This window comes from Pseudochrobactrum mosebachae, from assembly GCF_048914685.1.
Lineage (GTDB): Bacteria > Pseudomonadota > Alphaproteobacteria > Rhizobiales > Rhizobiaceae > Pseudochrobactrum.
Genome location: NZ_CP128408.1, coordinates 1,016,649 through 1,039,463, shown reverse-complemented (window position 1 = coordinate 1,039,463; position 22,815 = coordinate 1,016,649). Strand labels below are relative to the sequence as shown.

The 22,815-nt window shown below is 49.8% G+C and carries 14 protein-coding genes, 1 tRNA gene and 1 pseudogene; 6 read left to right on the top strand and 10 right to left on the bottom strand.

Annotated features, from left to right (window positions below; translation table 11 throughout):
• Positions 1-31 precede the first annotated feature (31 nt).
• The 4 genes from MP213Fo_RS04915 to aceA form a co-directional block, all read right to left on the bottom strand.
• Positions 32-1,330 (bottom strand): NAD(P)/FAD-dependent oxidoreductase, encoded by a 1,299-nt coding sequence (locus tag MP213Fo_RS04915; protein ID WP_421090538.1) that lies wholly within the window; start codon positions 1,328-1,330, stop codon positions 32-34.
• A gap of 315 nt (positions 1,331-1,645) precedes the next feature.
• On the bottom strand, positions 1,646-3,079 hold the full coding sequence (locus MP213Fo_RS04910) for a glutamine synthetase family protein (RefSeq protein WP_421090537.1): 1,434 nt from the start codon (positions 3,077-3,079) through the stop codon (positions 1,646-1,648).
• Positions 3,080-3,448: 369 nt separating this feature from the next.
• Positions 3,449-3,682, bottom strand: coding sequence for a hypothetical protein (locus MP213Fo_RS04905; protein ID WP_421090536.1), 234 nt, complete (start codon positions 3,680-3,682; stop codon positions 3,449-3,451).
• A gap of 38 nt (positions 3,683-3,720) precedes the next feature.
• Positions 3,721-5,010 (bottom strand): isocitrate lyase, encoded by a 1,290-nt coding sequence (gene aceA / locus MP213Fo_RS04900; RefSeq protein WP_421090535.1) that lies wholly within the window; start codon positions 5,008-5,010, stop codon positions 3,721-3,723.
• 252 nt (positions 5,011-5,262) lie between these two features.
• Between aceA and MP213Fo_RS04895 the strand changes: the two genes are divergently transcribed.
• The 5 genes from MP213Fo_RS04895 to MP213Fo_RS04875 all read left to right on the top strand — a co-directional run bounded on the left by MP213Fo_RS04895 (position 5,263) and on the right by MP213Fo_RS04875 (position 11,283).
• Entirely contained in the window at positions 5,263-6,690 is a 1,428-nt protein-coding gene (locus MP213Fo_RS04895; protein WP_421090534.1) for a helix-turn-helix domain-containing protein, read from the top strand.
• 291 nt (positions 6,691-6,981) lie between these two features.
• Complete coding sequence (locus tag MP213Fo_RS04890) at positions 6,982-8,085, top strand: polyamine ABC transporter substrate-binding protein (RefSeq protein WP_421090533.1); 1,104 nt, start codon at positions 6,982-6,984, stop codon at positions 8,083-8,085.
• Positions 8,086-8,320: 235 nt separating this feature from the next.
• Entirely contained in the window at positions 8,321-9,466 is a 1,146-nt protein-coding gene (locus tag MP213Fo_RS04885) for an ABC transporter ATP-binding protein (protein WP_421090532.1), read from the top strand.
• Between the two features lie 81 nt (positions 9,467-9,547).
• Positions 9,548-10,462 carry an ABC transporter permease subunit gene (locus tag MP213Fo_RS04880; protein WP_421090531.1) on the top strand — a complete coding sequence of 305 codons (915 nt, stop codon included), beginning with the start codon at positions 9,548-9,550 and terminating at the stop codon, positions 10,460-10,462.
• Positions 10,459-11,283, top strand: a complete 825-nt coding sequence (locus tag MP213Fo_RS04875; protein WP_421090530.1) for an ABC transporter permease — start codon at positions 10,459-10,461, stop codon at positions 11,281-11,283. Before MP213Fo_RS04880 ends, MP213Fo_RS04875 begins: the two co-directional genes overlap by 4 nt.
• A gap of 25 nt (positions 11,284-11,308) precedes the next feature.
• On the opposite strand, the gene MP213Fo_RS04870 is transcribed toward MP213Fo_RS04875, so the two are convergent.
• Both MP213Fo_RS04870 and MP213Fo_RS04865 read right to left on the bottom strand, forming a co-directional pair.
• Complete coding sequence (locus MP213Fo_RS04870) at positions 11,309-13,297, bottom strand: AsmA family protein (protein ID WP_421090529.1); 1,989 nt, start codon at positions 13,295-13,297, stop codon at positions 11,309-11,311.
• Positions 13,298-13,480: 183 nt separating this feature from the next.
• Positions 13,481-16,333: pseudogene (locus MP213Fo_RS04865) on the bottom strand (histidine kinase dimerization/phospho-acceptor domain-containing protein); the annotation flags it as partial.
• A 936-nt stretch (positions 16,334-17,269) separates the two neighbouring features.
• On the opposite strand from MP213Fo_RS04865, the gene MP213Fo_RS04860 reads away from it, so the two are divergent.
• A tRNA-His gene (locus tag MP213Fo_RS04860) sits at positions 17,270-17,346 on the top strand.
• A gap of 85 nt (positions 17,347-17,431) precedes the next feature.
• On the opposite strand, the gene xseA is transcribed toward MP213Fo_RS04860, so the two are convergent.
• From xseA to MP213Fo_RS04840, 4 genes are all read right to left on the bottom strand, one after another.
• Complete coding sequence (gene xseA, locus MP213Fo_RS04855) at positions 17,432-19,063, bottom strand: exodeoxyribonuclease VII large subunit (protein ID WP_421090528.1); 1,632 nt, start codon at positions 19,061-19,063, stop codon at positions 17,432-17,434.
• Between the two features lie 52 nt (positions 19,064-19,115).
• Complete coding sequence (locus MP213Fo_RS04850) at positions 19,116-19,988, bottom strand: LysR family transcriptional regulator (RefSeq protein WP_421090527.1); 873 nt, start codon at positions 19,986-19,988, stop codon at positions 19,116-19,118.
• A 256-nt stretch (positions 19,989-20,244) separates the two neighbouring features.
• Positions 20,245-21,621 carry a glutamate--cysteine ligase gene (locus tag MP213Fo_RS04845; protein WP_421090526.1) on the bottom strand — a complete coding sequence of 459 codons (1,377 nt, stop codon included), beginning with the start codon at positions 21,619-21,621 and terminating at the stop codon, positions 20,245-20,247.
• Positions 21,622-21,811: 190 nt separating this feature from the next.
• Complete coding sequence (locus MP213Fo_RS04840; RefSeq protein ID WP_421090525.1) at positions 21,812-22,549, bottom strand: 16S rRNA (uracil(1498)-N(3))-methyltransferase; 738 nt, start codon at positions 22,547-22,549, stop codon at positions 21,812-21,814.
• Positions 22,550-22,815: the final 266 nt, after the last annotated feature.

Below are 22,815 nucleotides of genomic sequence, written 5' to 3'. Positions count from 1 at the left end.
ATTTAACACATGCCTGTGTAAGCCTGCGCCGTTAAATCCGGTCCATCATTGCATACCATGTCAAAGCCAGAAACAGCAGCGGCGCGCGTAATGTGCGTCCGCCCGGAAATGGCGGTACTTTAAGCATTTCAAACTGATGCAACCGGTCACGGTTACCGGTTACCGTTTCGGCGTAAAGCTTGCCCATAAAATTGGCCAGCATCACGCCGTGGCCGGAGTATCCCCCCGCCATAATCACATTCGGCATCACTTCTCGTATAAAGGGTTGCCGCGGCATCGTGATGCCTACCGAACCACCCCAGCCATGCGTGATCTCAATAGTCTTCAATTGCGGATAGATTTCAGTAATCTGGCGGCGAATATGACTGGCAATATCGCGCGGATTATCTGCTGTATAGGCTTCACGACCGCCAAATAGCAGCCGCCCATCTTTTGAGCGGCGAAAATAGCGCACGACAAAGCGTGAATCATCCACCGATTCCCCGCTGGGCAAGACGCCATAATCGGCATCAAGGGGAACAGTGGCGCCGATAAACGAGCGGATTGGCATAACATGTGCCGCGCTGATAGGCTCAAGAGTGCCGCCATAGGCATTGACCGCAAGCAGTGCTTTTTCTGCGCTGATTATACCGCGCTCGGTTTTGATGATTACACGGCCGTTTTCAGAGCTAATGGCTGTGGCCTTGCTGTTCTCATAGAGTTTCGCACCGGCGCGTATCGCGGTTTTTGCCAGGCCGACCAGCAATTTCATTGGGTGAATATGTCCGGTGCCGCTGTCATAAGTTCCGCCGTAATAGCGTTGTGAACCCAGCTTGTGAGCAACCTCATCGCGCTCCATATATCGCAGATGCGGGTAATTGTAGCGCGATGCCATAATCTCGCTATGCGCTTTATATTGTTTTTCATAGCGTGGTTTGTGCGCGACAGATATTTGGCCTTGCACATATTCCATGTCGATATTGTGCTGAATAGCAAAGTTGAAAAGCTGATGTTTGGCTTCTTCCGCCAGATCAAACAGGGCTTTTGAATGGTCGTAACCATATTGTTTTTCAAGGTCTTCAGCCCAGCTGCGCTGGCCGGTATTCAGCTGGCCGCCATTGCGCCCTGATGCGCCGTCTCCAAAACGCGCTTCATCAAGCAGCACCACATCAATGCCCTGAATTGCCAGATGATAGGCAGCAGAAAGCCCGGTATAGCCACCGCCGATGATAACAATATCTGCGTGCCTTGAGCCATCAAATGAAGGATAGCTCGGGCGCTCGCTGATACTTGTCTCATACCATGACAGGCCGGGAGAAATCGGGCTCTGATATTGCTGTGACTGTTGCATGTGGAATGCCTCTGGAGAGTGCGTCTGCGGGTAGCCTGAAACTCGGGTTACAAAGAAATAAAAGACTATAAATGGCCTGAGAAAACAAACGGCATAAACGACAGCCAGAGCAAAACACAGACGTAAAGTGCAGGCTGCCATAAAATACTGGCCGCTGCTTTGATCGAGAGCAATATAGTGACTGGTTTTTGATTTATATGAACCCTTAGCCGGTGATAATTTCCGGAAAGACGGCGCTTGTTGCCATGATGCAACGCTTAAATATCCTGTGAGGGCGGCTTATATGTTTATGCAGAACATAAACCGCCCTTGGATTTAAACGTTAAGCAGCAGATATTCCCGCTCCCACGGGCTGATCACTTCCATGAAGGTTTCAAACTCTGCCCGTTTGATCGCTGCATAGGTTGTGGCAAATGATGCTCCAAGCAGATCCTTCAGCTCTTCATCCTGCTCAAACAGATTGACTGCCTCAATCAGGCCGCGTGGTAACTCGACTTCCTTGCGGTTGACGGAGGTGGTGGCCGGTGCATCGGGCATGATTTTGTTTCTCAGGCCTATCAGCCCGCAGGCAAGCGATGCCGCTAATGCCAGATATGGATTGGCATCGGATGAAGGGATACGGTTTTCAACACGCCGTGATTGCGGGTCTGAACGCGGAATGCGTAATGCAGTGGTGCGGTTATCATAGCCCCATTTGACGTTTACCGGGGCTGAAGCATCAGGTGTCAGGCGGCGATATGAATTTACATAAGGTGCAAACATCACCAAAGCATTGGGGATGTGTTTTTGCATGCCGCCGATGAAGTGGTAGAAAGCTTCACTTTCAGTACCGTCTTCATTGCTAAATATATTTTTACCGGTCTTTTTATCGATAATAGACTGGTGAATATGCATGGCAGAGCCAGGCTGGCCTTGAATAGGCTTGGCCATAAACGTGGCATACATATCATGTTTAAGGGCAGCTTCACGGATAGTACGCTTGAACATAAATGCTTGATCGGCAAGCTCAATCGGATCGCCGTGGCGCAGGTTGATTTCCAGCTGCCCTGCGCCTTCTTCATGGATCAGGGTGTCGATCTCAAGTCCCTGTGCTTCTGAGAAATGATAAATATCATCGATCAACTCGTCAAATTCGTTGACGCCGGCGATAGAATAGCCTTGCCCGCCGCCAATCGCGCGGCCTGAACGGCCGACAGGAGGGGTAAGCGGATAATCCGGATCCGGATTTTTGCGAACCAGATAAAATTCAATTTCAGGAGCCACAACCGGCTTGAGACCAAGCTTGGCATATTCACTGACCACACGTTTCAAAACGTTGCGCGGGGTAAATTCAGCCGCGCGACCATCCTGATGAACCAGATCACAAAGTACTTGCGCAGTTGGATCTGATTCCCATGGCACAACGGTGAGTGTGGAAAGATCGGCGACAAGACGTAAATCGCCGTCATCTTCCGGATAAACAAAACCGTGGCCGTCATCAGGATAATCACCTGAAATGGTGACCATAAACACAGCCGATGGCAGTGCCAGAGTAGAGTTGGAAATGAATTTTTTCGACGGCATCATTTTGCCGCGCGCAACCCCTGCCTGATCAGGAGTGATACACTCGATATCTTCAATATCGCGCCATGCCAGCCATTCAGAAGCTTCTTTCCAGTTTTTGACGCCGCGCAGCGACTTAACATAGGCTGGTGTGCCGCGGCGTACAGTTTTTCGCGGTTTTTTCTTCTCAAGAGGTGTGGCAGGCATTCATCACCGGATAGCTGTTGCAGTTAAGGTCATCATAGCCTCTTGGCCGAGTTTTGACAAACAGAGTAGCACCTGTTGGCAGAAGCGTAAGTCCTGCAGTGAAAAATATTTTTTCTGTCACAATAAAGAGTTTTAAAAGTAACTGGTAAAAACTGCAGGCTGCATGAAACCATTGTTTATGCCGGTGTCAACATAAACAATGACCAGTCATGAAATTCAGGCAGCCTGCATTTGCGCGGTTCCCGGGAAGAGGTTACCCGGAGGAAATTTGGGCGGGTAACTCGGGGGAGTAGGAACCGAACCTCGGGAAAATTTCCACGCCGCTTGGTGGAGCGACGTGGGGGGAGGGGATTTGAAGGATATGTGATCCTAGTTTCTTGTTACGATGACTGGTGTGAGCAAATCGCCCCACTGACCTTCGCCGCCATGATGACGGGCGGAGCGGATGAGCTCTACCGAAACGCCGGCCTCAACTGCCTTCATAACCGCATGGTTGAGGCGGTGAAGATCATTGGCGAGCATACGGATTGCAGACTTTTGATCTTCTGTCATGGCCGAAGCTTGTTCTTCGGCCCGTTCTTTAACCTGTGGCTTGGTCATCATGGTCTTTGTCCTTATTTTGCCTTGGTTATTCAGGCTGCTTATTCGGCAGCTGGGCGGAACTGGTCGTGTTCGGTGGATTCACTCATTGCGGTTGTTGAAGACTGGCCGCCGGTGATCGCCATGGATACAGCATCAAAATAACCGGTGCCGACTTCGCGCTGATGCTTGGTTGCAGTGTAACCATTGATTTCTGCTGCAAATTCAGCTTGCTGCAATTCAGAATAAGCGGCCATCTGGCGATCTTTATAACCACGTGCCAGCTCGAACATGCCGAAATTGAGCTGGTGGAAACCGGCTAGTGTAATGAACTGGAATTTATATCCCATGGCACCCAGTTCGCGCTGGAATTTGGCGATTGTGGCGTCGTCGAGATTGGCTTTCCAGTTAAATGACGGCGAGCAGTTATAGGCCAGCAACTTGCCCGGATGGGCTTTATGAACGCCTTCAGCAAAGCGGCGCGCTTGTTCAAGATCAGGCTTCGAGGTTTCGCACCAGATCAGGTCGCAATGCGGTGCATAGGCTACAGCGCGGGCAATACATGGCTCGAGGCCGTTTTTAACATGGTAGAAACCTTCAACAGTGCGGCCCTTGTCATAATCAACAAACGGCTGATCGCGCTCGTCAATATCCGAGGTTAACAGTTTGGCGGCTTCTGCGTCAGTACGTGCAATGACCAGCGTTGGTGTGCCCATAATGTCCGCTGCAAGGCGCGCTGCATTAAGATTGCGAATATGCGCTGCGGTTGGGATCAGAACTTTACCGCCAAGATGGCCGCATTTCTTTTCAGATGCCAGCTGGTCTTCAAAGTGAACACCGGCAGCGCCTGCTTCAATAAAAGCTTTCATGATCTCGAAAGAATTCAGCGGACCGCCGAAACCTGCTTCCGCATCGGCAATAATAGGCGCAAACCATGTGTCTACGGATAGGCCTTTGCCCTCTGCTGTTTCAATCTGATCCGCGCGCTGCAAAGTTTTATTGATGCGTTTCGCGAGTTCCGGTGCGGCATTGGCGGGGTATAGAGACTGATCAGGATACATGCTGGATGCAGTATTGGCATCTGCTGCAACCTGCCAGCCGGACAGGTAAATTGCTTTCAAGCCAGCGCGAACCATCTGCATGGCCTGGTTGCCGCTGAGGGCGCCAAGGGCATTTACAAAATCTTCTTCATGAATGAGTTTCCACAAGCGGTTGGCACCCATTTCAGCAAGGCTGTAACGAATTTCAACCGAGCCGCGCAAGCGCTTCACATCTTCTGCGGTATGCGAACGCTGAATACCGTCAAAACGACCTTTTGTTGCGGAAGGAATCAGGTTGTAAAAATCAGTCATGATTAGGTATCCTGTAAAATAACTGTCATCAGAGATGGCGTTGAAGCTGCTTTTGTCTGTGACCAGATTTACAGATGTCTGTGTTTCAAGCGAGAAAATAGTGAGTTTTGGCTGTTTATTTCGAGTTATGCTGTCGTGCTTTGACAAGATTGGTTTGTAAATTTGTAAATTTTGTAAAGTTGACAAAAAGTATAAATTAGTCAATTTATTGACAATTCGCGCTCTGGGGGGCGGATTTGAGGAGAGGTCGGAATGACAGAGCGTAAAATATTTGCCGGTGCACGTATCAGGCGTATCCGCAATGAGCGGGCTTTAACGCAGGTGGCTATGGCTGATGCGCTCAGTATTTCTCCGTCTTATCTCAATCTGATCGAGCGTAATCAGCGCCCTTTAACTGTGCAGTTACTGCTGAAGCTGGCTGGTGTTTATAAAGTTGACCTTGATCAGTTGCAGGAAGAAACCGGATCAGTACTTGCCGGATTGAAAGAGGTTTTCTCAGAGCCGCTGCTGGCGGGCGAGTTGCCGGGTGATCAGGAACTGATCGATATTTGTGAGGCGGCTCCCAATGCAGCTGCGGGTGTCATCAAGCTGTTTCGCGCCTATCGCGAGCAGCAAAAACGCCTGACGGATTTGTCGGATATGATGGCGCGTGAGGGGAAGGCGCTGAGCCTTGGTCCCACACGGCTACCGCTGGATGAAGTGCGGGATGTGCTGGCACGCAAAGCCAATTATTTTGAGCGCATTGAGGCGGAGGCCGACAGTTTTAGCCGTTTGCTGAAATCCGATGACGGGCTGGCGGCGGGGCTACGGCAATGGCTGAAAAGCGAGCACTCAATCACAGTGCGCACTTTGCCGGCAGCAACCATGCCGAACTGGCGCCGTCGTTTCGACCGCCATTCTTTACGGCTGTTTGTTTCTGAACGCTTGTCGCAGTTTGATCAGACACGGGAAATCGCAATGGAGGCTGCATCCATCCGTATGCAGGTGGTGATCGGTGCCGAGCTGGAAGATTTGAAGCTGAGCTCGGCCGAAGCCAGGCGCATCGCCCGTTTTGAATTGCTGCGCTATGCAGCCCATGCGCTGATGATGCCTTATACGCCGTTTCGTGAGGCGGCACAGCGGGCAAAATACGATCTTGATGTCCTGCGCGCCCGTTTTAATACCTCGTATGAGCAGGTGGCTTGCCGTTTAACCAGTTTGCAAAAACAAGGCGCCTCAGGGGTGCCGTTTTTTCTGCAAGAGGTTGATCAGGCCGGGCATCGTTTGCGCTATTTCGGTGCTCAAGGGTTTCCGCAATCGCGCTTTGGGGGGTATTGCCCAAAATTGCAGATTTACAATGCATTTTCTCATCCGCAGCAAATGCTGGTCGAGCAGGTGGAACTGCCGGATGGCATGCGCTATCTGACTGTCAGTCGCACCATTGAGGGGCCGCAGGCAGGCTTTGGCGAGCAGCCGCGCCGCACTGCATTGATGCTGAGTTGTGAGGCGTCTTTTGCGCAGGACACTGTCTATGCAACCTATCTCGCGGGGGTATCTGCGGGCGCTGGTATTAATCCGGTCGGGTCAGCCTGCAGGCTCTGTGAGCGGCAGGCATGTCTGGCACGAGCCGAGCCACCATTAACACGGCCATTGGCACTGGATGAAATGGTTTCCGGTTTTTCAGCCTATGATTTTCAGTGATTATGCGCCACTGGCATGTGCATCGCTCTTTTGACAAAGCATGTAGTATGAGTAGGTTATCACCTTGAAAGAACATGCGGAGGTTTCTGCAAAAGTTTTGCATATGCGCTTTGGCGGCACACAAAATTTAAAATTGTGTTGATGAAATTCAAATATTTGATGCTTTTACATTTAAACGTCATCTTTTCATTGACGAACTGTAATTAATCTCAAAACTACTCTCAGCGCATGTTGAAGACCAATATGCAAAAAACATAACTGCCCGCTGCGGGTTTCTGTGAGGAGTGACGGATGAAGATCAAAGCGCAATTGCTTTCCTATGTTTCGGCTGGCTGTCTGGCACTGGCCGCGGTTTTTCCTGCCTCTGCACAGGAACGCGTGCTCAATATTTTCAATTGGTCCGATTATATCGACAAGACCATTATTGAAGATTTTGAAAAAGAAACCGGCATTAAGGTGACATACGACGTTTATGATTCCAACGAAATGCTGGAAACAAAACTGCTGGCCGGAGGTAGCGGTTATGACATTGTGGTGCCGTCTGCTGAATTTATGGGGCGCCAGATCCCGGCGGGTGTGTTTCAAAAGCTGGATAAAGCTAAGCTCCCTAATTTGAAAAATATGTGGGACGAAATTAGCCAGCGCACTGCTGCCTATGATCCGGGCAATGAGTATTCCATCAACTATATGTGGGGCACCACCGGTATCGGCTTTAACAAGGCTAAAATCAAAGCTGCTTTAGGCACTGATGAAATAGACAGTTGGGATGTGCTTTTTAAGCCTGAAATTGCGGCCAAGCTGAAAGATTGCGGTATTTATCTGCTTGATTCCGGTAGTGAAATGCTGCGTCCGGCTATGCATTATTTGGGGCTGGACAGCAACAAACCAACCGCTGAGAGCTTCGCTAAGGCGGAAGAGCTTTATCTTGGCACGCGCCCTAACATTCGCAAATTCCATTCGTCGGAGTATATTAACGCATTGGCCAATGGCGATATTTGCATGGCCGTTGGCTATTCCGGCGACATATTTCAGGCACGTGACCGCGCTGAAAAGGCCAATAATGGTGTCGATATCGGCTATTCTATTCCAAAAGAAGGCGCGCTGATGTGGTTTGATCAGATGGCTGTGCCTGCTGATGCCAAGCATGTTGCCGAGGCCCATGAGTTTCTGGATTATATCATGCGTCCGGAAGTGATTGCTAAAGCTTCGGATGAAGTTTTCTACGCCAATGGCAATAAAGCTTCACAAGAATTTATTGACAAGGAACTGCTGAATGATCCGGCGGTTTATCCGAGTGAAGAGGTGATGAAACAGCTTTTCGTACCGCTGCCTTATGACCAGAAAGTCAATAAATTGGCCACCCGCACATGGACAAAAATCGTTACCGGCCATTAAAAAAGCAGGAACGGCTTTTTAATACGGAACAAACGGGGCATTTGTCCCGTTTGTTTTGCAAGAGCATTTCACAATCAAGTTGAATCAACTTGATTGATATGACAATGCGAAATTCTAAAATCTAGAACGAGCGCTGCGATCCAATCTGAAAGTTACCCGCTCTAGATCCACTTACAAGCTGATGCAAGTGCTATAGTGCTGAAGGCAGCAGACAGATATCACTGAGGGGAATAGAATGGAATCGTTCGGAAGTTTTCGCCGTAAGTTCTCGCCATGGAACGATCCGACTGCGAAGCCCTTTATTTCATTTGAGAATATTGTCAAAAAATTTGACGATGTGACAGTAGTCGATAATCTGTCGCTGAATATTTTTAACCGCGAATTCTTTGCATTGCTTGGCGCATCCGGTAGCGGTAAATCGACTTTGCTGCGTATGCTCGCCGGATTTGAAGAGCCAACCTCAGGCCGGATCATGCTCGACGGGCAGGATTTGCGCGGTATTCCCCCTTATAAACGCCCTGTGAATATGATGTTCCAGTCTTATGCGTTGTTTCCGCATATGACTGTTGAGGCCAATATTGCTTTTGGTCTCAAACAAGACGGTATGGCTAAGTCTGAAATTGAAGACCGCGTGGCAGAAATGCTGAAGCTGGTTAAGCTTGAAAAATACTCCAAGCGCAAGCCGCATCAGCTCTCGGGAGGCCAGCGGCAGCGTGTGGCGCTGGCTCGAGCGGTTGCCAAGCGCCCAAAAGTATTGCTGCTTGATGAGCCGCTGGGTGCGCTGGATAAAAAGCTGCGCGAAGAAACCCAGTTTGAGTTGATGGATTTGCAGATGAAACTCGGCCTGACTTTCGTGGTGGTAACCCATGATCAGGAAGAAGCGATGACGATGGCAGACCGTATTGCTGTGATGGATAAAGGGCAGATTATGCAGGTGGCTACACCGGCAGAGGTCTATGAAGCGCCAAGCAGTAAATTCGTTGCGGATTTTATCGGTAATGTAAATATTATGGCTGGCGAAGTGACCCATTATGCCAATGGCGAGGCGGAGATCCATTGTGCTGCGGATAATCTGAGCATTCGCACGCTGACGAAAAAAGAGCTCAGTGTTGGCCAGCAGGTCTGGTATGCGGTTCGGCCTGAAAAAATCACCATCAGCCGTGAAGCACCGGATGATATTGCGGTGAATGCGCTGCGTGGTGAATTATGGGATATTGCATATTTCGGCGATATGAACGTGTTCCATGTGCGTATGACCAATGGCCGGACTTTCAAAGTTGCAAGTATGAATGCAATGCGCAAAACCGACGATCCGCTGGGCTATGACGAGCAGGTTTGGGTGTCGTTTGAAAATAATGCCGGTATGGTTTTGGTCGATTGATCGAGCGCTGCTTCAGGGCTTGATTTGGTTTCCTGAAGCACCGCTCATCAGTTTTTCTGGTGAGATAGATTGGAATAGTCCATGCAAAAAATGATTGCAGCTATTGCCTCCAGAGCGGTGATCGCCGTGCCATATATCTGGCTTGGCCTGTTTTTTCTGATCCCGTTCTTTATCGTGTTTAAAATTTCCCTGTCAGAAGTGGCAATGGCCATTCCGGCCTATGATCCGCGCTTTTTCTGGAGCGACGGTCTGGCCGGAACATGGGATAAAATCCAGCAATTTACCTTCGATAATTATATCTGGCTGACACAGGATTCGCTGTATTTCAAAGCCTATTTATCAAGTGTGCGGATTGCCGCTGTTTCAACATTTCTGGCGCTGTTGATCGGCTTTCCGCTGGCTTATGGTATGGCACGCGCACCGCTAACCATGCGCCCGACTTTACTGATGCTGGTTATTTTACCGTTCTGGACATCGTTTCTGATCCGCGTTTATGCGTGGATTGCAATTTTGAAACCGGAAGGTTTCCTCAACCAGTTTTTGATGTGGCTCAATATTATTGATACGCCGCTGACTATTCTTAACACTGATACCGCAGTTTATATCGGTATTGTCTATTCCTATCTGCCTTTCATGGTGCTGCCAATTTATTCGGCACTTGAGAAAATGGATTTTTCTCTGATCGAGGCCGCGCAGGATCTTGGTTGCACCCCGCTCAAAGCGTTTTGGAAGATCACATTCCCGCTGGCAATTCCGGGCGTGATCGCCGGTGCAATGCTGGTGTTTATTCCGGCCATCGGTGAGTTTGTTATCCCTGATCTGTTGGGCGGTTCCGGCACTTTAATGATCGGTAAAACCTTGTGGAGCGAGTTCTTTTCCAATCGTGACTGGCCGGTTTCGGCGGCGGTTGCGGTGGTGCTGCTGGTTATATTGGTGGTGCCGATCGTACTGTTTCAAAAAATGCAAACCCGTGCGCAGGAAGGCGGCAAATCATGAACACATCTTCCTGGTCACGGTTTAATATTGTTTCGGTGGTGCTGGGTTTTGCCTTTTTATATCTGCCAATTGTGCTGCTGGTCATTTACTCGTTTAATGAATCGCAACTAGTAACTGTATGGTCCGGCTTTTCGGTCAAATGGTATATTGCGCTGTTTAGCAATCAGGGGCTTAAAGATGCTGCATGGGTGACGGTACGTGTGGGTGTGCTGTCGGCAACAATCGCTACAATACTTGGCACTTTGGGCGCATTGGCTTTAAGCCGCTATACCAGATTTCGTGGCCGCACATTGTTTTCCGGCATGATCTATGCGCCGCTGGTGATGCCGGAAGTTATTACCGGTCTGTCACTATTGTTGCTTTTTGTGGCAATTGGTTTTGACCGTGGATTTTGGACCGTAACGCTGGCGCATATTACTTTCGCCATGTGTTTTGTTGCGGTGGTCGTGCAATCGCGTCTGGTGAGTTTTGACCGCTCACTGGAAGAGGCGGCAATGGATCTTGGTGCCACGCCGGTCACAACTTTTATGAAAATCACTCTGCCGATTATTCTTCCAGCGGTGGTTTCAGGCTGGATGCTGGCATTCACGCTGTCGCTTGATGATCTGGTGATCGCAAGCTTTACATCAGGACCCGGTGCAACCACATTGCCGATGAAAATCTATTCTCAGGTGCGTCTTGGGGTAACACCAGAGATTAATGCAGTGTGCACATTACTGATCGGGCTGGTGGCGACAGGTGTTATTATCGCCTCAATCGTCAACAAGCGCCGAGTTGTCCAGCGCAAACGCGATGAGCAGGCGGCTTTCAGGCTGGTGTGATCGGGTTTATTTCATCATTAGGGTTCTATCTGGATGATGAAATAAACGGCCTGTCCCATGAGCCGCCGACAAAAAAGTGCAGGTTTTCTGTTTCAGATGCCGGTGGCGCGGCATTTTCTGGTGCGCCGGTTTGTGCCGGTGCTGCACCATCTAGTGCAGGTGCTTCAGGTGCTTCAGGTGTTTCCGGTTTTTCCGGTGCTTTGAGCGGTAATGCCAATACGCCTGATAGCGCCAGACTGCGATCTGTCAGAGGGATTATACCGGTAAGCGATAAAGTGCCTTGGGCGGCTTCTGTCTTGGTGTTTTCAAGTGTTGCCACGCCATCCCCAAGCGAGGCTTTCACCTCAAGACGCTTAAAATCAAGGCTGACTTTATCGCGGCGTTGCAGAGCGAAAAAGCCTTCACTTTTAATCTTGCTGATAAAATCATTGAGATCAAAACCCTGTAAACGACCATTGCCGAGCGTAAAGCTGATCTGCCCACGGGCATTTTGCAGCATGCTCTGCATACTATGTGGTGTGGTCTCTGCGGTGACAGAAACATTGCCCTGACCGCTCAGAATAGGGTCGCTCAAGCCCATTGCTGTCAGAAAAGCACTACTGTCAATATTGGCTGCATTAAAGCGCAGGCTGAGTTTGTCTTGCCCAGCATTTTCCTGCGACAGCTTCATGCTGGCCTGAATAGAACCTTTGAAAGCCTTTGCATCACCAATGTCAAAAATTGCCTGCCCGTCACGGATTTGCAAGGCGGCTGCAAGGCCGGTCATTTGCGCCGCACCAATACTGGCATTTTGTGAGGAGAGGCGGATATCAAGATCGGCACTGTTAAGCAGTGCTGTATCAATCATGCGCTGCGGGCCATAGCGGGTTGCCATATCGCGATTGGCCTGATCTTCCTCCCGCACCTTAGTGATAAGTGTGGTGACAGTGTGAAAAAATGAGGTCGCATCCAGCGTTTGAAACGCGAGTGTGCCGGTAATCATCGGACGGACTTTGCTCAGATCAATTTCCGCAGCGCCCTTGGCAGGCATATTATTAAGATTGAGCACAATATCTGCAAGCTTGATGCGTGATTGCGTAACGCTGATATTGGTCTCAATTGTAAAACCGTCATCATTGGTGGTGCGTCCTGAATAGCTGGCATTGCTGAGCAGGCCAAGCCAATGCAGGCTTTCACTCAGCGAGGGAGAGCTCAGGCTGAAAGCCCCTTCAGCAAACAGGCTGTCAGAAATATTACTGTTGCCGTTAAAGCTCAGGCTCAAAGGTTTGGAGCTGATTTGCGCATTAATCTGGCTCATACCATTGGCGAGCAACAATAATGGCTGTGCGGCGTTGAGATTGTATTCTGCCGTTTCATCATGCCAGACCGCTTTGCCTTTAACTGTGGCAGCGCCGGAGGTTTGCGGCCAGTCAATGCTGGCATTAATCGCTGTAATTTCTTCCTGCTGTTCAGAGGCGCGCGTGGTAAAGCCGATACTGGCATTTTGTAGCACCAAGCGGCCAAAAGGCATGGTTTGCAACTGGCTGCTATCACTCGGCTTTGCAGCACTCTTGCCAGCATTTTGCGCTGTCAGCTGGCGCGCCTGCCGGATGGCAAGGCCAAGCCGCCCTGAAGATGAGGCGAGCGTATTCACAAATTGCGGCAGATCCTCAACCGGTTCGCTGAGAGTAAAATGCGCATTGATCAAGCGGGTTTCAGAAAAGGCTACACGGCCAAACAGCGCATCAAACGGCGACATCTCCACTTCAATACGTTCTGCCGCCATAAATGGCACAGTGGTATTGCTGATTTTACTTAAAGTAACATCGCTGAGTGACGCGCGAAACACCGGAAAGAAGCTCAGCCGCGGTGGCTGGCGAATTTCAACACTATAACCGGTCCATGCACTGATATTTTGTGCCAGATGCAGGCGGATAGCATCGGTTGAAATAATATAAGGCAGCGCTGCCAACGCCGCGATAAACAGTGCGGCCACAATAACGACAACAGCTAATACGGGGCGGATGAATTTCATAGTGTTCCGATCTTGTAACAATCTGTTTCCGGTTTAAACCAGCTTTTACCGGTTGCAAAGAGCGGAGCAAAAAGAATGATCGGAACCGCAGGATTTCTCAAGCCCTGTTCAGCGCATTTCATATTAATAATGAAATGCGCTGAACAGGGCAAAAGGATAAACTGCCTGTTATTATATCCGGCTTTATTCGGCCAGAACACGGGTTGACGGAAAGGTAATTTCTATCGTTGTGCCCTGTTCGGGTGCGGATTCAATGCTGAATTGCGCACGGTTGGCTTCTACCATCGCTTTGGTGAGCGGCAAGCCAAGGCCGGTACCCTGACTGCGCCAGTCTTTGACATCCGCGTTTCTGATTGTCTGCGTCTGGCTGTTGTGATTGCTCACCTGCTTGAATGGTTTTAATGCCTGTTCCAGCTCGCTTTGGTTCATGCCAATACCGGTATCACGAACCCGCATCACCACCTGACCATCCGCCTCATAAGCGGTTGAAACGATGACCTGGCCACCCTGACCGGTGAATCGTATCGCATTGGAAAGCAGGTTTAGTGCAACCTGACGAATAGAGCGGGCATCGGCCACAATATCCGGCAAGAATGCTGAGAAGCTTGAGCGGATAATCACCCGTTCACGGTTTGCCTGTGGCTGCATCAGCGCCACCGCTTCCGCCAAAGCATCATTAAGAGCCACAGCTTCAAATTCGAGATCAAGCGCACCGGCTTCGATCTTGGAAATATCCAGAAGATCATTGACGAGTGCCAGCACATGATTGCCGGAGCGGTGAATATCACGCAGATATTCACGATAGCGATCATTGCCGATCGGGCCGAATTTTTCTTCTGCCATTAACTCTGAAAAACCGATAATCGCATTTAAAGGGGTGCGGATTTCATGGCTGATCCGTGCCAGAAACTCGGTTTTATGGGTTGATGCACGCTCGGCTTCCTGACGGGCTGAGGTCAGTTCTTCTTCTGCACGCTTCCATTGGGTAATATCGCGCATCACTGCGCAATAGCCTTTGGAAGCCGGTAATTTGCCGATGGTCATAAAGAGCGGGATGAACCGCCCCTGTGCTTCACGGCCAATGACCTCGCGGCCGTCATTGAGCAGGCTGGCAACGCCATCACCGGAGAGGCCGTGAATATAATCAATAGCAGCGCGCTGGCTTTCAATTGCAAATAATACGGCAAAGGATTTGCCTGCAAGTTCCGCGACATCATAGCCAAACAACGCGGCGGCAGATTGATTAAGCGAACGGATTTTGCCGTCCTGACCGATAATCACCACACCATCTGTTGCGGTGTCGAGAATGGATGTCAGTTCATCAATCTGCGTTTGCAGTGCATGAAAATCCGGTTGTGTAGGGTTGTGTTTGGCGGATGAAACTTGGGAGGATGTCAGAGCCAGCTCTGTTTGCATGCCGTGCACAGGATTGTTATATACAATATTGTCAGGCGCAGGGTCAGATATCGGGCTTTCATGAAGAGCATCATTGGCCGCTGATTGGGTCTGATCTTCAGTTTCTGTTACCTGCGGCACTGTGACCAGCACCGGCTTATGCGCAGCACGGCCTGTGTCTTGGCTTATCTTGTCATCATTATCGGCTTGCAGCACCAGCTCCGGCAGCAGGCTAAGCATCAGCGCGCGTACACCCTGCCATGGCACTGATTGCAGATGCGCTTCAACAACCTTGCGCCCGCCATTGGCGAGGCACAATGTCATGCCGCTCACATCATTGTCATCTGCAGGGGCAAACAGGGCATCAATGCCACCGGCATTGCGCAGATCATCTAAGGAGGCATAGCCGGTCATGTCGAAGAATGCCTGATTGGCAAAATGCAGGCGGTCGGCGCTGTGGATCAGAACCGGTACCGGCAAACCGCTCAGCACATGCAGATCATCTTCATCCTGCTTACGCGGTTCAGTGTTTTCTGAAACCAGTTTCGGGCGTTCAGAATTATGGTTGTGATTGGCAGGCAGTACATCATGCGGATAGGGGATATCAGTATGCATGTCGCCAGACATATCTATGTCATTGAGCTGAGGCTCGCCAGTTGTGCCAGCTGTTTCCGGCTGAGGCTCACTTGTGGCTGCAGAGGCAATGTCTTTGGTCTGGTTTTTAGGCGTTTTTTGTAAAACCTCACGGCGCAAACGGTCTGCTATTTCACGAAATGCATTGCGTTCGGTCGGTGAAAGACCGCTTTCAGGACGCGCAGGCCGGATTTCTGTCAGCGTATTGTTTTTTTCCGGCGCTTCAACAGCTTGTTTTTCCGGTTCATGGTCTGGCTGGCGTTTTTGCGATGCGCGCAGCGCTTCCAGAAGAATGATTTTTTCACTGGCACGTGCTGCTGCCTGTGCCGCTGTTTCATCTGCAGTTTCAGGCACAGTTTCAGCTATTGTTGTAGCTACAGTTTCAGGCGCTGGCGCAGAGGTCAGTGCCATGCCAATGGCTTCCGGATCAGCTTGCGTCAATGAGGGATGCACAACGCCAAAACCGCTGAAACCGGTAAATTCTTTATCGCGGGCAAAGGCTGGCAGGGCTGCAAGATCAACTGCAACGCGCTGATCTGTGCCTTCAACCGGCCACATAATTCTTTTGCCGGACCAGGTATCACGCTGGTTTAACAGGGCGGCAATTGTGGTGTCATGATCAAAACCAAAAACTTTGGCTACATCCGAGAATTTTCGTCCGATAATGTCGGCAGCATTTTTGCCCACCACAGCGGCAAATTCCGGTGAGATTTCAGTAAAACGGGTTTCTGCATCTACCTTCCAGATAAAGCGTGCAGGGGCGTTATCTTCTACAGTAGCTGCCTTGTTCTCCGCTACAAGCACCGTGTCTTCTTCAACCGGTGCAGGGGTGGCCTCATGGGCTGCTTCATCTGTAGCGTTTCCATCAGCCTTCGGCGTGATGAACAAATAAGTGGCTGCAGCTTGTTCGCCGTCAAGTTTAACCAACATGGCCGGTATCGTGCCGGTGCCAGCGCGGACACGACGTTTAACTACGCCTTCAAGTTCATCCTGCGCTTCAACAACCAGGTCAGACAAGGTGCTGTAGCTGATCTGAAGACCGGAAAATTGTGCATCGGCCTGCAAAATTTCAGCATCAGCATTCAACAATACCGCATAGTGATGCGGCAGAGAGAGTGATGTAGCCGGATTTGCAGTGGCCGCGCTGATTAAAATTGCGCTTTCTGTATGATTATTAAGCGGCAGTTTAGTAATGGTGCATTGTAGCAGAGCGCTATGCAAACTACCGGCAAGACGCAGCATAGCGGTCTGTGGCTGATCAGTACTGAGATCGAGAGCCAATATCTGTCGCATGGTTTGCGGGCTAAGCTGCACGGGCTGCCCGATTGCTGCCTGTGCTGATGGTTCACCAATCAGCTGCGCGCCGCAATCTGTGGCCCAAAGTGTGGTTTGCAGGTCATGCGACAGCACAAGCATGGCATCCCGCGTTGCGAGACTTGCCCGGATACCGGAAAGAGGGATCAGCTCCATGAAATCCAGATGCTGCTGCATATATTTAAACCCGTATTCGGCTTGAACCGGCATTCAGTATCCGGAACTGCTTATTATGTGTCGTTTAAATCCGGTCTGCCTTGTGATGATCGACAAGTACAACCGGACTTTATGTGCATTATCACCACAAAGCAGGCAGGCCTGACAAACACTTTCTTACTAATTAGTTAATGTCCCCAGCCTGCAGTGAAAGATTTAAGTCTTTGTAATTTAATACATGGTGTTGATGTCTATGGTTAATAGCTGGTAAATATATGGCTTCCGTGGCATAATCATGATGTTATTTTAAAATTGTGAGCTACGTTTTGCCCCTGTAAAGGCATTCCTTGTGCAGTAATCCGGTATAGGCTTATATTTTCACAAAGTTTTTTCGATATTAGCTTGCAATAGACAGGAATTTTACGTATCTGACCCCTATCGGCAGCTTGTTTGATTCACTGCTTGATATGGTACGCGGTCGTAGCTCAGTTGGTTAGAGCGCAGGATTGTGGCTCCTGAGGTCGGTGGTTCAACTCCACTCGACCGTACCATTTCTCTTTTCTCTTGGACTATAAAATTTCTTATAAAGCCCGGCTCAACGGAGCAGGTAGTCTGCTGCGGTTATTGCCGCTATTCTCAGAATAATGTGCCCTGACCGCTGGGAGCGATGGCTTTCGCCTTGACTGTCTTGCTTTTTTTCGTGCTTGCGGATGCTTCTTGCGATTTTGCTGTCGCAGCACCGGTATTCGTTCCGCCATCGGCAATAACAGGTGTTTCACCGTCATGAAAATGCAGCGACAGGTGGTCGCCGGCGCTGATCATAGCAGCGGCTTTAACCGGAATACCCTGATCATTCATCACAATCGCAAAGCCGCGTTTGAGTACACTGGTATGCGATAATGTATCCATCAAACGTGTGAGTTCCTGATTGCGGTTGTGGTAGCGCACAAGAATATGACGGATTGCCTGATCGCCGCGCCGTTGCAGACCATCTGTATGGGTTGACCATTGCTTAGTGTGGCGCAAAATAAGGTCGCTGTTCAAACGCAATGCGACCTGCCGGTACAGGTTTTGACTGATATTGGTTTTTAGCGTCAAGCTACGCGGTAAACGCTGGCTGAGCTGATGGAGGTGTATTTTACGTTCGCGGATTTGCTGGTGCAGAAGCCGTGGTGAGAGCTGCCTGCCTAAGCCGTCAAAGCGGGCTCGTTTATGCGCGGTACCTGATAGCAGCGCACGGCCAAGGCGTGAGGCTGCTTCATCAAAACGTCGCCGTGGCAATGCCAGTAGCTGATCTGTAGACGGCATGGCGCGTTGCAGGCTGCGATAGGCATCACGACGGCGGTCAATCAGGCGTGTCATGGCTGCGGCCAGTCTGGCGCTGGAAGAAAGTGTTTGGACTTGCAAATCGGCGCGTACCGGAACTGCCATTTCCGCTGCACCGGTTGGCGTTGGCGCGCGAATATCCGCTGCCAGATCAATCAATGTCCAGTCGGTCTCGTGGCCGACAGCAGAAATAATCGGGATTGCTGAGGCTGCAACCGCGCGAACAACGCTTTCATCGTTAAAGCCCCACAAGTCTTCAAGGCTGCCGCCACCGCGCGCAACAATGATGATATCCGGTTTTGGTAAAACTTTGCCAAAATACTCGGAGTTGAAGCCTGATACGGCGCGTGCAACCTCGGAGCCGCTGGTGTCGCCCTGTACCCGAACCGGCCAAACCAAAACGTGTAGCGGAAAGCGATCGCTAATGCGGTGAATAATATCGCGGATTACAGCTCCGGTGGGTGAGGTGACCACGCCAATAATGCGGGGCATGAAGGGCAGTAATTGCTTGCGCGAACCGTCAAACAGGCCTTCTTGCGCCAGCCTTTGTTTGCGCTCTTCGAGCAGTGCCATTAATGCACCGGCGCCTGCGGGCTCCATCTGCTCAATAACGATTTGGTATTTGGATGAGCCGGGATAGGTTGTGAGCTTGCCGGTGGCAATGACCTCCATTCCCTCTTCAGGGCGGAATTTGATGCGGCTCATAGAGCCGCGCCAGATCACTGCTTCAATGCGGGCACGTTCATCTTTCAGTGCAAAATAGGCGTGGCCTGAAGAATGGGGCCCACGATAGCCTGAAATTTCGCCACGCACCCGCACATGGCTGAATGTATCCTCAACGGTACGTTTCAGCGCGCCGGAAATTTCCGAAACAGAATATTCCGCAACATTGGACACGGTGTTTTCTGACTGTGAGGCGGGCGAATCTGGAAAAAAACTCATAGGCTATTGGCCATTTTATCAGCCTCGCGGTCAATACTCTTTCATATCTTGTTCAGTTTGAATGTCGGATTGTTTTACTGAAGCTGGTTTGAATGGCATTGGCAATCATATCAATAGCTGGTGTACTTATGCCGCTGGATCGAATGAGGGTAAGGACTCCGGATGGCAGGGGCGGAAAGCCATCATCCTCATTCAGTATTCGCATATCGGCCGTCACCATATTTTCCGGTAGCATGGAAATGGCGGTGCCTGAACGTACTGCCAGTATTATGGCGTGGTTTGAAGATGTGGAAAGCGCAATGCGATATTTGCGCTTAATACTATTGAGCATATCGGTCAGGGCTATACGCCATGAGCAATTGGTCCTGCTGGTAGCCAGCGGCAGAACGTCCCTCATATGCGGCGAGTTGGTTGCAGAGGTAACCCAGACAAATCGACTGGTTCTTATAGGCATTGTTCCCTTTTGCTCTGCTTGATGCGTTATAAGTGCCAAATCTAGCGCACCGCGGCGTATAGAACTTATTAACAGATCATTGGGCTCGCATTGTAATATAGTCTCGATTTCAGGGGTATTATGTAAGATCGGTTTTAATGCATCATGAAGCATATGTTCGAGATAAATATCTGGCAAGCCTATACGGATGTTGACTTGCAACCTGCTGACCCGAAATGAATTAATTGCCTCATCATTGAGCTGAAGCATACGGCTAGCATAAATTTGTAAGTCCTCACCATAAGGAGTGAGCTGCAGGTGGCGTCCAACGCGTGTAAACAGAGATTTTCCAACACGTTCTTCGAGGCGCCGGATTTGCATTGAAATTGCAGATTGCGTTCTGAAAACGGTATCAGCTGTTTTTGTGAAACTCCCTGTTTCAGTAATCAGAAGAAAAGTACGTAGCTGATCCAGATCGAGAAGAGGTTTCATTCTAAACTCCGGTTGCTGCCCGGTAAACATTTGGGAGTGAGGATTGCTGAAAAACTGATAGGTTGGTTTTGTATTTGTTTTTCTTTTGTAAGTAAATACATGCGCCAATAATAGTTTTTATTGTTATTGATTGGGCGGATTTTAGTTTATGTTAATATTTTAAAGTAATTAATAATTTTAATTGTTATTCATAGTTTGTATTTATTTTATGTGTGGCAATGTTGTTTTATTAAATACATCGCCACACATCGTAGGTTTATTTATAAGAATATTCCTGAAATACAGGGTCGATGGAATTATTCCATTCAGCATTAAAGCGCTGAAGCATGGTCTCTGCCAGCGGTTGGCCGGAGGTCAAAATGTCTTCCAATGCTGCCAGGTGGATCGTTTCATCCTGACCTTTTTCATTGTGCTGTTTGCGGTTTTTTAAGCCGAGTTGCGCAATGCTAACCGCTTGTCTGGCAATATCGGCAACAGTGCCATGACCAAGCGGGGTTTTGAAACCCAGTTTTGGTACGCTGTTGCGCATCTCTGCCACAGCTTCAAAACTCCAGTCTTTTGTCAGATCCAGCGCTGCGTTCAATGCTTCTTCATCATAGAGTAGACCAACCCAGAAGGCTGAAAGACCTGCAATATGTTCAAGAGGGCCGCCATCGGCGCCGCGCATTTCAAGAAAGCGTTTGAGGCGAACTTCAGGAAATAGCGTAGAAATGTGGTTGGCCCAGTCGCCGATATTCGGCTGGCCTGCAGTTGGATGGTCTTTCATCGCGCCATGCATAAATTGGCGGAAAGTAATATGTGTGCAATCGACATAATGACCGTCACGCATAATGAAATACATCGGCACATCCAGCGCCCAATCGACATAATCGGCAAAACCGAAACGCTCTGAAAACACGAAAGGCAGCACGCCGGCACGGTTATTATCCGTGTCGCGCCAGATGTCGGAGCGCCATGATTGCAGGCCGTTTGGTTTGCCCTCAGTAAACGGCGAAGAGGCAAAAAGTGCGGTTGCAACCGATTGCAGCTTCATGCCAACCTGCATCTTGTGCCGCATATCGGTTTCAGATGCAAAATCAAGGTTAACCTGAATGGTCGAGGTGCGGTACATCATGTCCAGCCCCTCTTTACCAACTTTAGGCATGTAGGCAGTCATAATTGCATAGCGGGATTTAGGCATCACCGGCGTTTCTGCCAATGTCCACTTAGGGCTGCCACCCATGCCTAAAAAGCGAATACCCATCGGTGTGCTGATGTCATGCACATCGGCCAGATGTTGGCTGGCTTCAGCAAAGGTCTGATGAATGGTTTGAAGGGGCGCGCCAGACAGCTCAAACTGCCCGCCCGGTTCGAGCGAAATTGCGCCCTGGCCCTGTGTGCTGACCAATCCGATCAGATTACCTTCATCAATAATCGGATCCCAGCCGAGGCGTTGCTGCATCGCTTGAAGTATGGCGCGGATTCCTCGCGTACCTTCATAGGGAACAGGGCTGTTACCTTGCGTATAATAGGGGAATTTCTCATGTTCGGTGCCAATGCGCCAATTTTCCTTTGGCTTACAGCCATCGGCGAGATATTCAGCCAGTTCCTCAATGCCGGAAATGACTGTTTCGTCTGTAGTATCCCGAGCCATGCTTTGCATTACCCTATTTTGTAGTTGCGACTATTAATTTAAGTGATTGACGTTTTTTTATCGAACACGCAAGCAGAATTATTTTGCAAAATTAACGGAGTGACGTTTGTATCCCTGCCAATTTGCGTTAACGGGGTGGAAAAAATGGTTTTTATCACTGATTTGGAAGGTAAAAGAGCCAGAATGCGATTTATGACCAGTCGCCAATGGTTGCCTGAATGAGAGCCATGGCTGCTACGGCTGCGGTATCTGCGCGCAAGATTCTTGGCCCCAGCGGAATCGCAGTCACAAAATCCTGTTGCCGTAAAATCCGGCGCTCTTCGTCAGAAAAGCCGCCTTCGGGCCCTATAAGCACACCGGCAGGTTGGCCTTTTAATGTGCGCAGGAGTGGTAAAGGATTGTTGGTGTCATGGGCTTCATCACAAAAGATCAATGCGCGTGAGCGATCCCATTCATTGATAAACGTGTCGAAACGCACGGGCTCACGATAGAGTGGCATTGAAAGAATGCCGCATTGTTCTGCAGCCTCACGGGCATTCGCCTGCATGCGTTCACCATTGAGTTTTGGCATTTGGCAGTGCTGGGTGATCACCGGTTGTAAAATTCCAGCGCCCATTTCGACGGCTTTCTGGATCATGTAATCCATCCGGCCAACTTTCAGCGGTGCAAAGCAATAGTGAAGGTTGGGTGCTGCCGGTTGTGGTCTTACCAGCTCTGCGGGCAGAAGCGAGAGTCGCTTTTTTCCTGCCTGTGCAATATGTGCCAGCCATTCGCCGTCAACGCCATTAAATAGCAAAATCGGGTCGCCGTCCCGCATTCGCATGACATTAAGCAGGTAATGTGCGGCATCAGCCGGTGCGTCGATCATCTGACCGGCCTGCAAGGGCATTTCCGTGAATAATCTTTGCATTTTATAATTTGCGCGCATGTATGACCGATGGCAGACGAGGGGCGGGCAGGTCAAGAGTAAAACAGTGTGACCGGTATTCTACAAGAGACTCACTTTTGGAAGTGAGCGGGATCAGTGGTGTTTTCTTGCATATATATTCATTTTACAAATATATATGGTTACCGAAATGTTTGTTCTGCTTTGATTTGCCATTTCTCGTGGTGTTCGGCGTTGCCGATCTGCCACAGTGCGTTGCAAACTGTTTTACAAATACGTTTTTGATGCACAAAAGCGTCTGGTTTGAT

Coding starts and splice junctions, on each gene's coding strand:
- MP213Fo_RS04915 (WP_421090538.1), bottom strand. CDS start 1,330: ATGCAACAGTCACAGCAATATCAGAGCCCGATTTCTCCCGGCCTGTCA.
- MP213Fo_RS04910 (WP_421090537.1), bottom strand. CDS start 3,079: ATGCCTGCCACACCTCTTGAGAAGAAAAAACCGCGAAAAACTGTACGC.
- MP213Fo_RS04905 (WP_421090536.1), bottom strand. CDS start 3,682: ATGATGACCAAGCCACAGGTTAAAGAACGGGCCGAAGAACAAGCTTCG.
- aceA (WP_421090535.1), bottom strand. CDS start 5,010: ATGACTGATTTTTACAACCTGATTCCTTCCGCAACAAAAGGTCGTTTT.
- MP213Fo_RS04895 (WP_421090534.1), top strand. CDS start 5,263: ATGACAGAGCGTAAAATATTTGCCGGTGCACGTATCAGGCGTATCCGC.
- MP213Fo_RS04890 (WP_421090533.1), top strand. CDS start 6,982: ATGAAGATCAAAGCGCAATTGCTTTCCTATGTTTCGGCTGGCTGTCTG.
- MP213Fo_RS04885 (WP_421090532.1), top strand. CDS start 8,321: ATGGAATCGTTCGGAAGTTTTCGCCGTAAGTTCTCGCCATGGAACGAT.
- MP213Fo_RS04880 (WP_421090531.1), top strand. CDS start 9,548: ATGCAAAAAATGATTGCAGCTATTGCCTCCAGAGCGGTGATCGCCGTG.
- MP213Fo_RS04875 (WP_421090530.1), top strand. CDS start 10,459: ATGAACACATCTTCCTGGTCACGGTTTAATATTGTTTCGGTGGTGCTG.
- MP213Fo_RS04870 (WP_421090529.1), bottom strand. CDS start 13,297: ATGAAATTCATCCGCCCCGTATTAGCTGTTGTCGTTATTGTGGCCGCA.
- xseA (WP_421090528.1), bottom strand. CDS start 19,063: ATGAGTTTTTTTCCAGATTCGCCCGCCTCACAGTCAGAAAACACCGTG.
- MP213Fo_RS04850 (WP_421090527.1), bottom strand. CDS start 19,988: ATGAAACCTCTTCTCGATCTGGATCAGCTACGTACTTTTCTTCTGATT.
- MP213Fo_RS04845 (WP_421090526.1), bottom strand. CDS start 21,621: ATGGCTCGGGATACTACAGACGAAACAGTCATTTCCGGCATTGAGGAA.
- MP213Fo_RS04840 (WP_421090525.1), bottom strand. CDS start 22,549: ATGCGCGCAAATTATAAAATGCAAAGATTATTCACGGAAATGCCCTTG.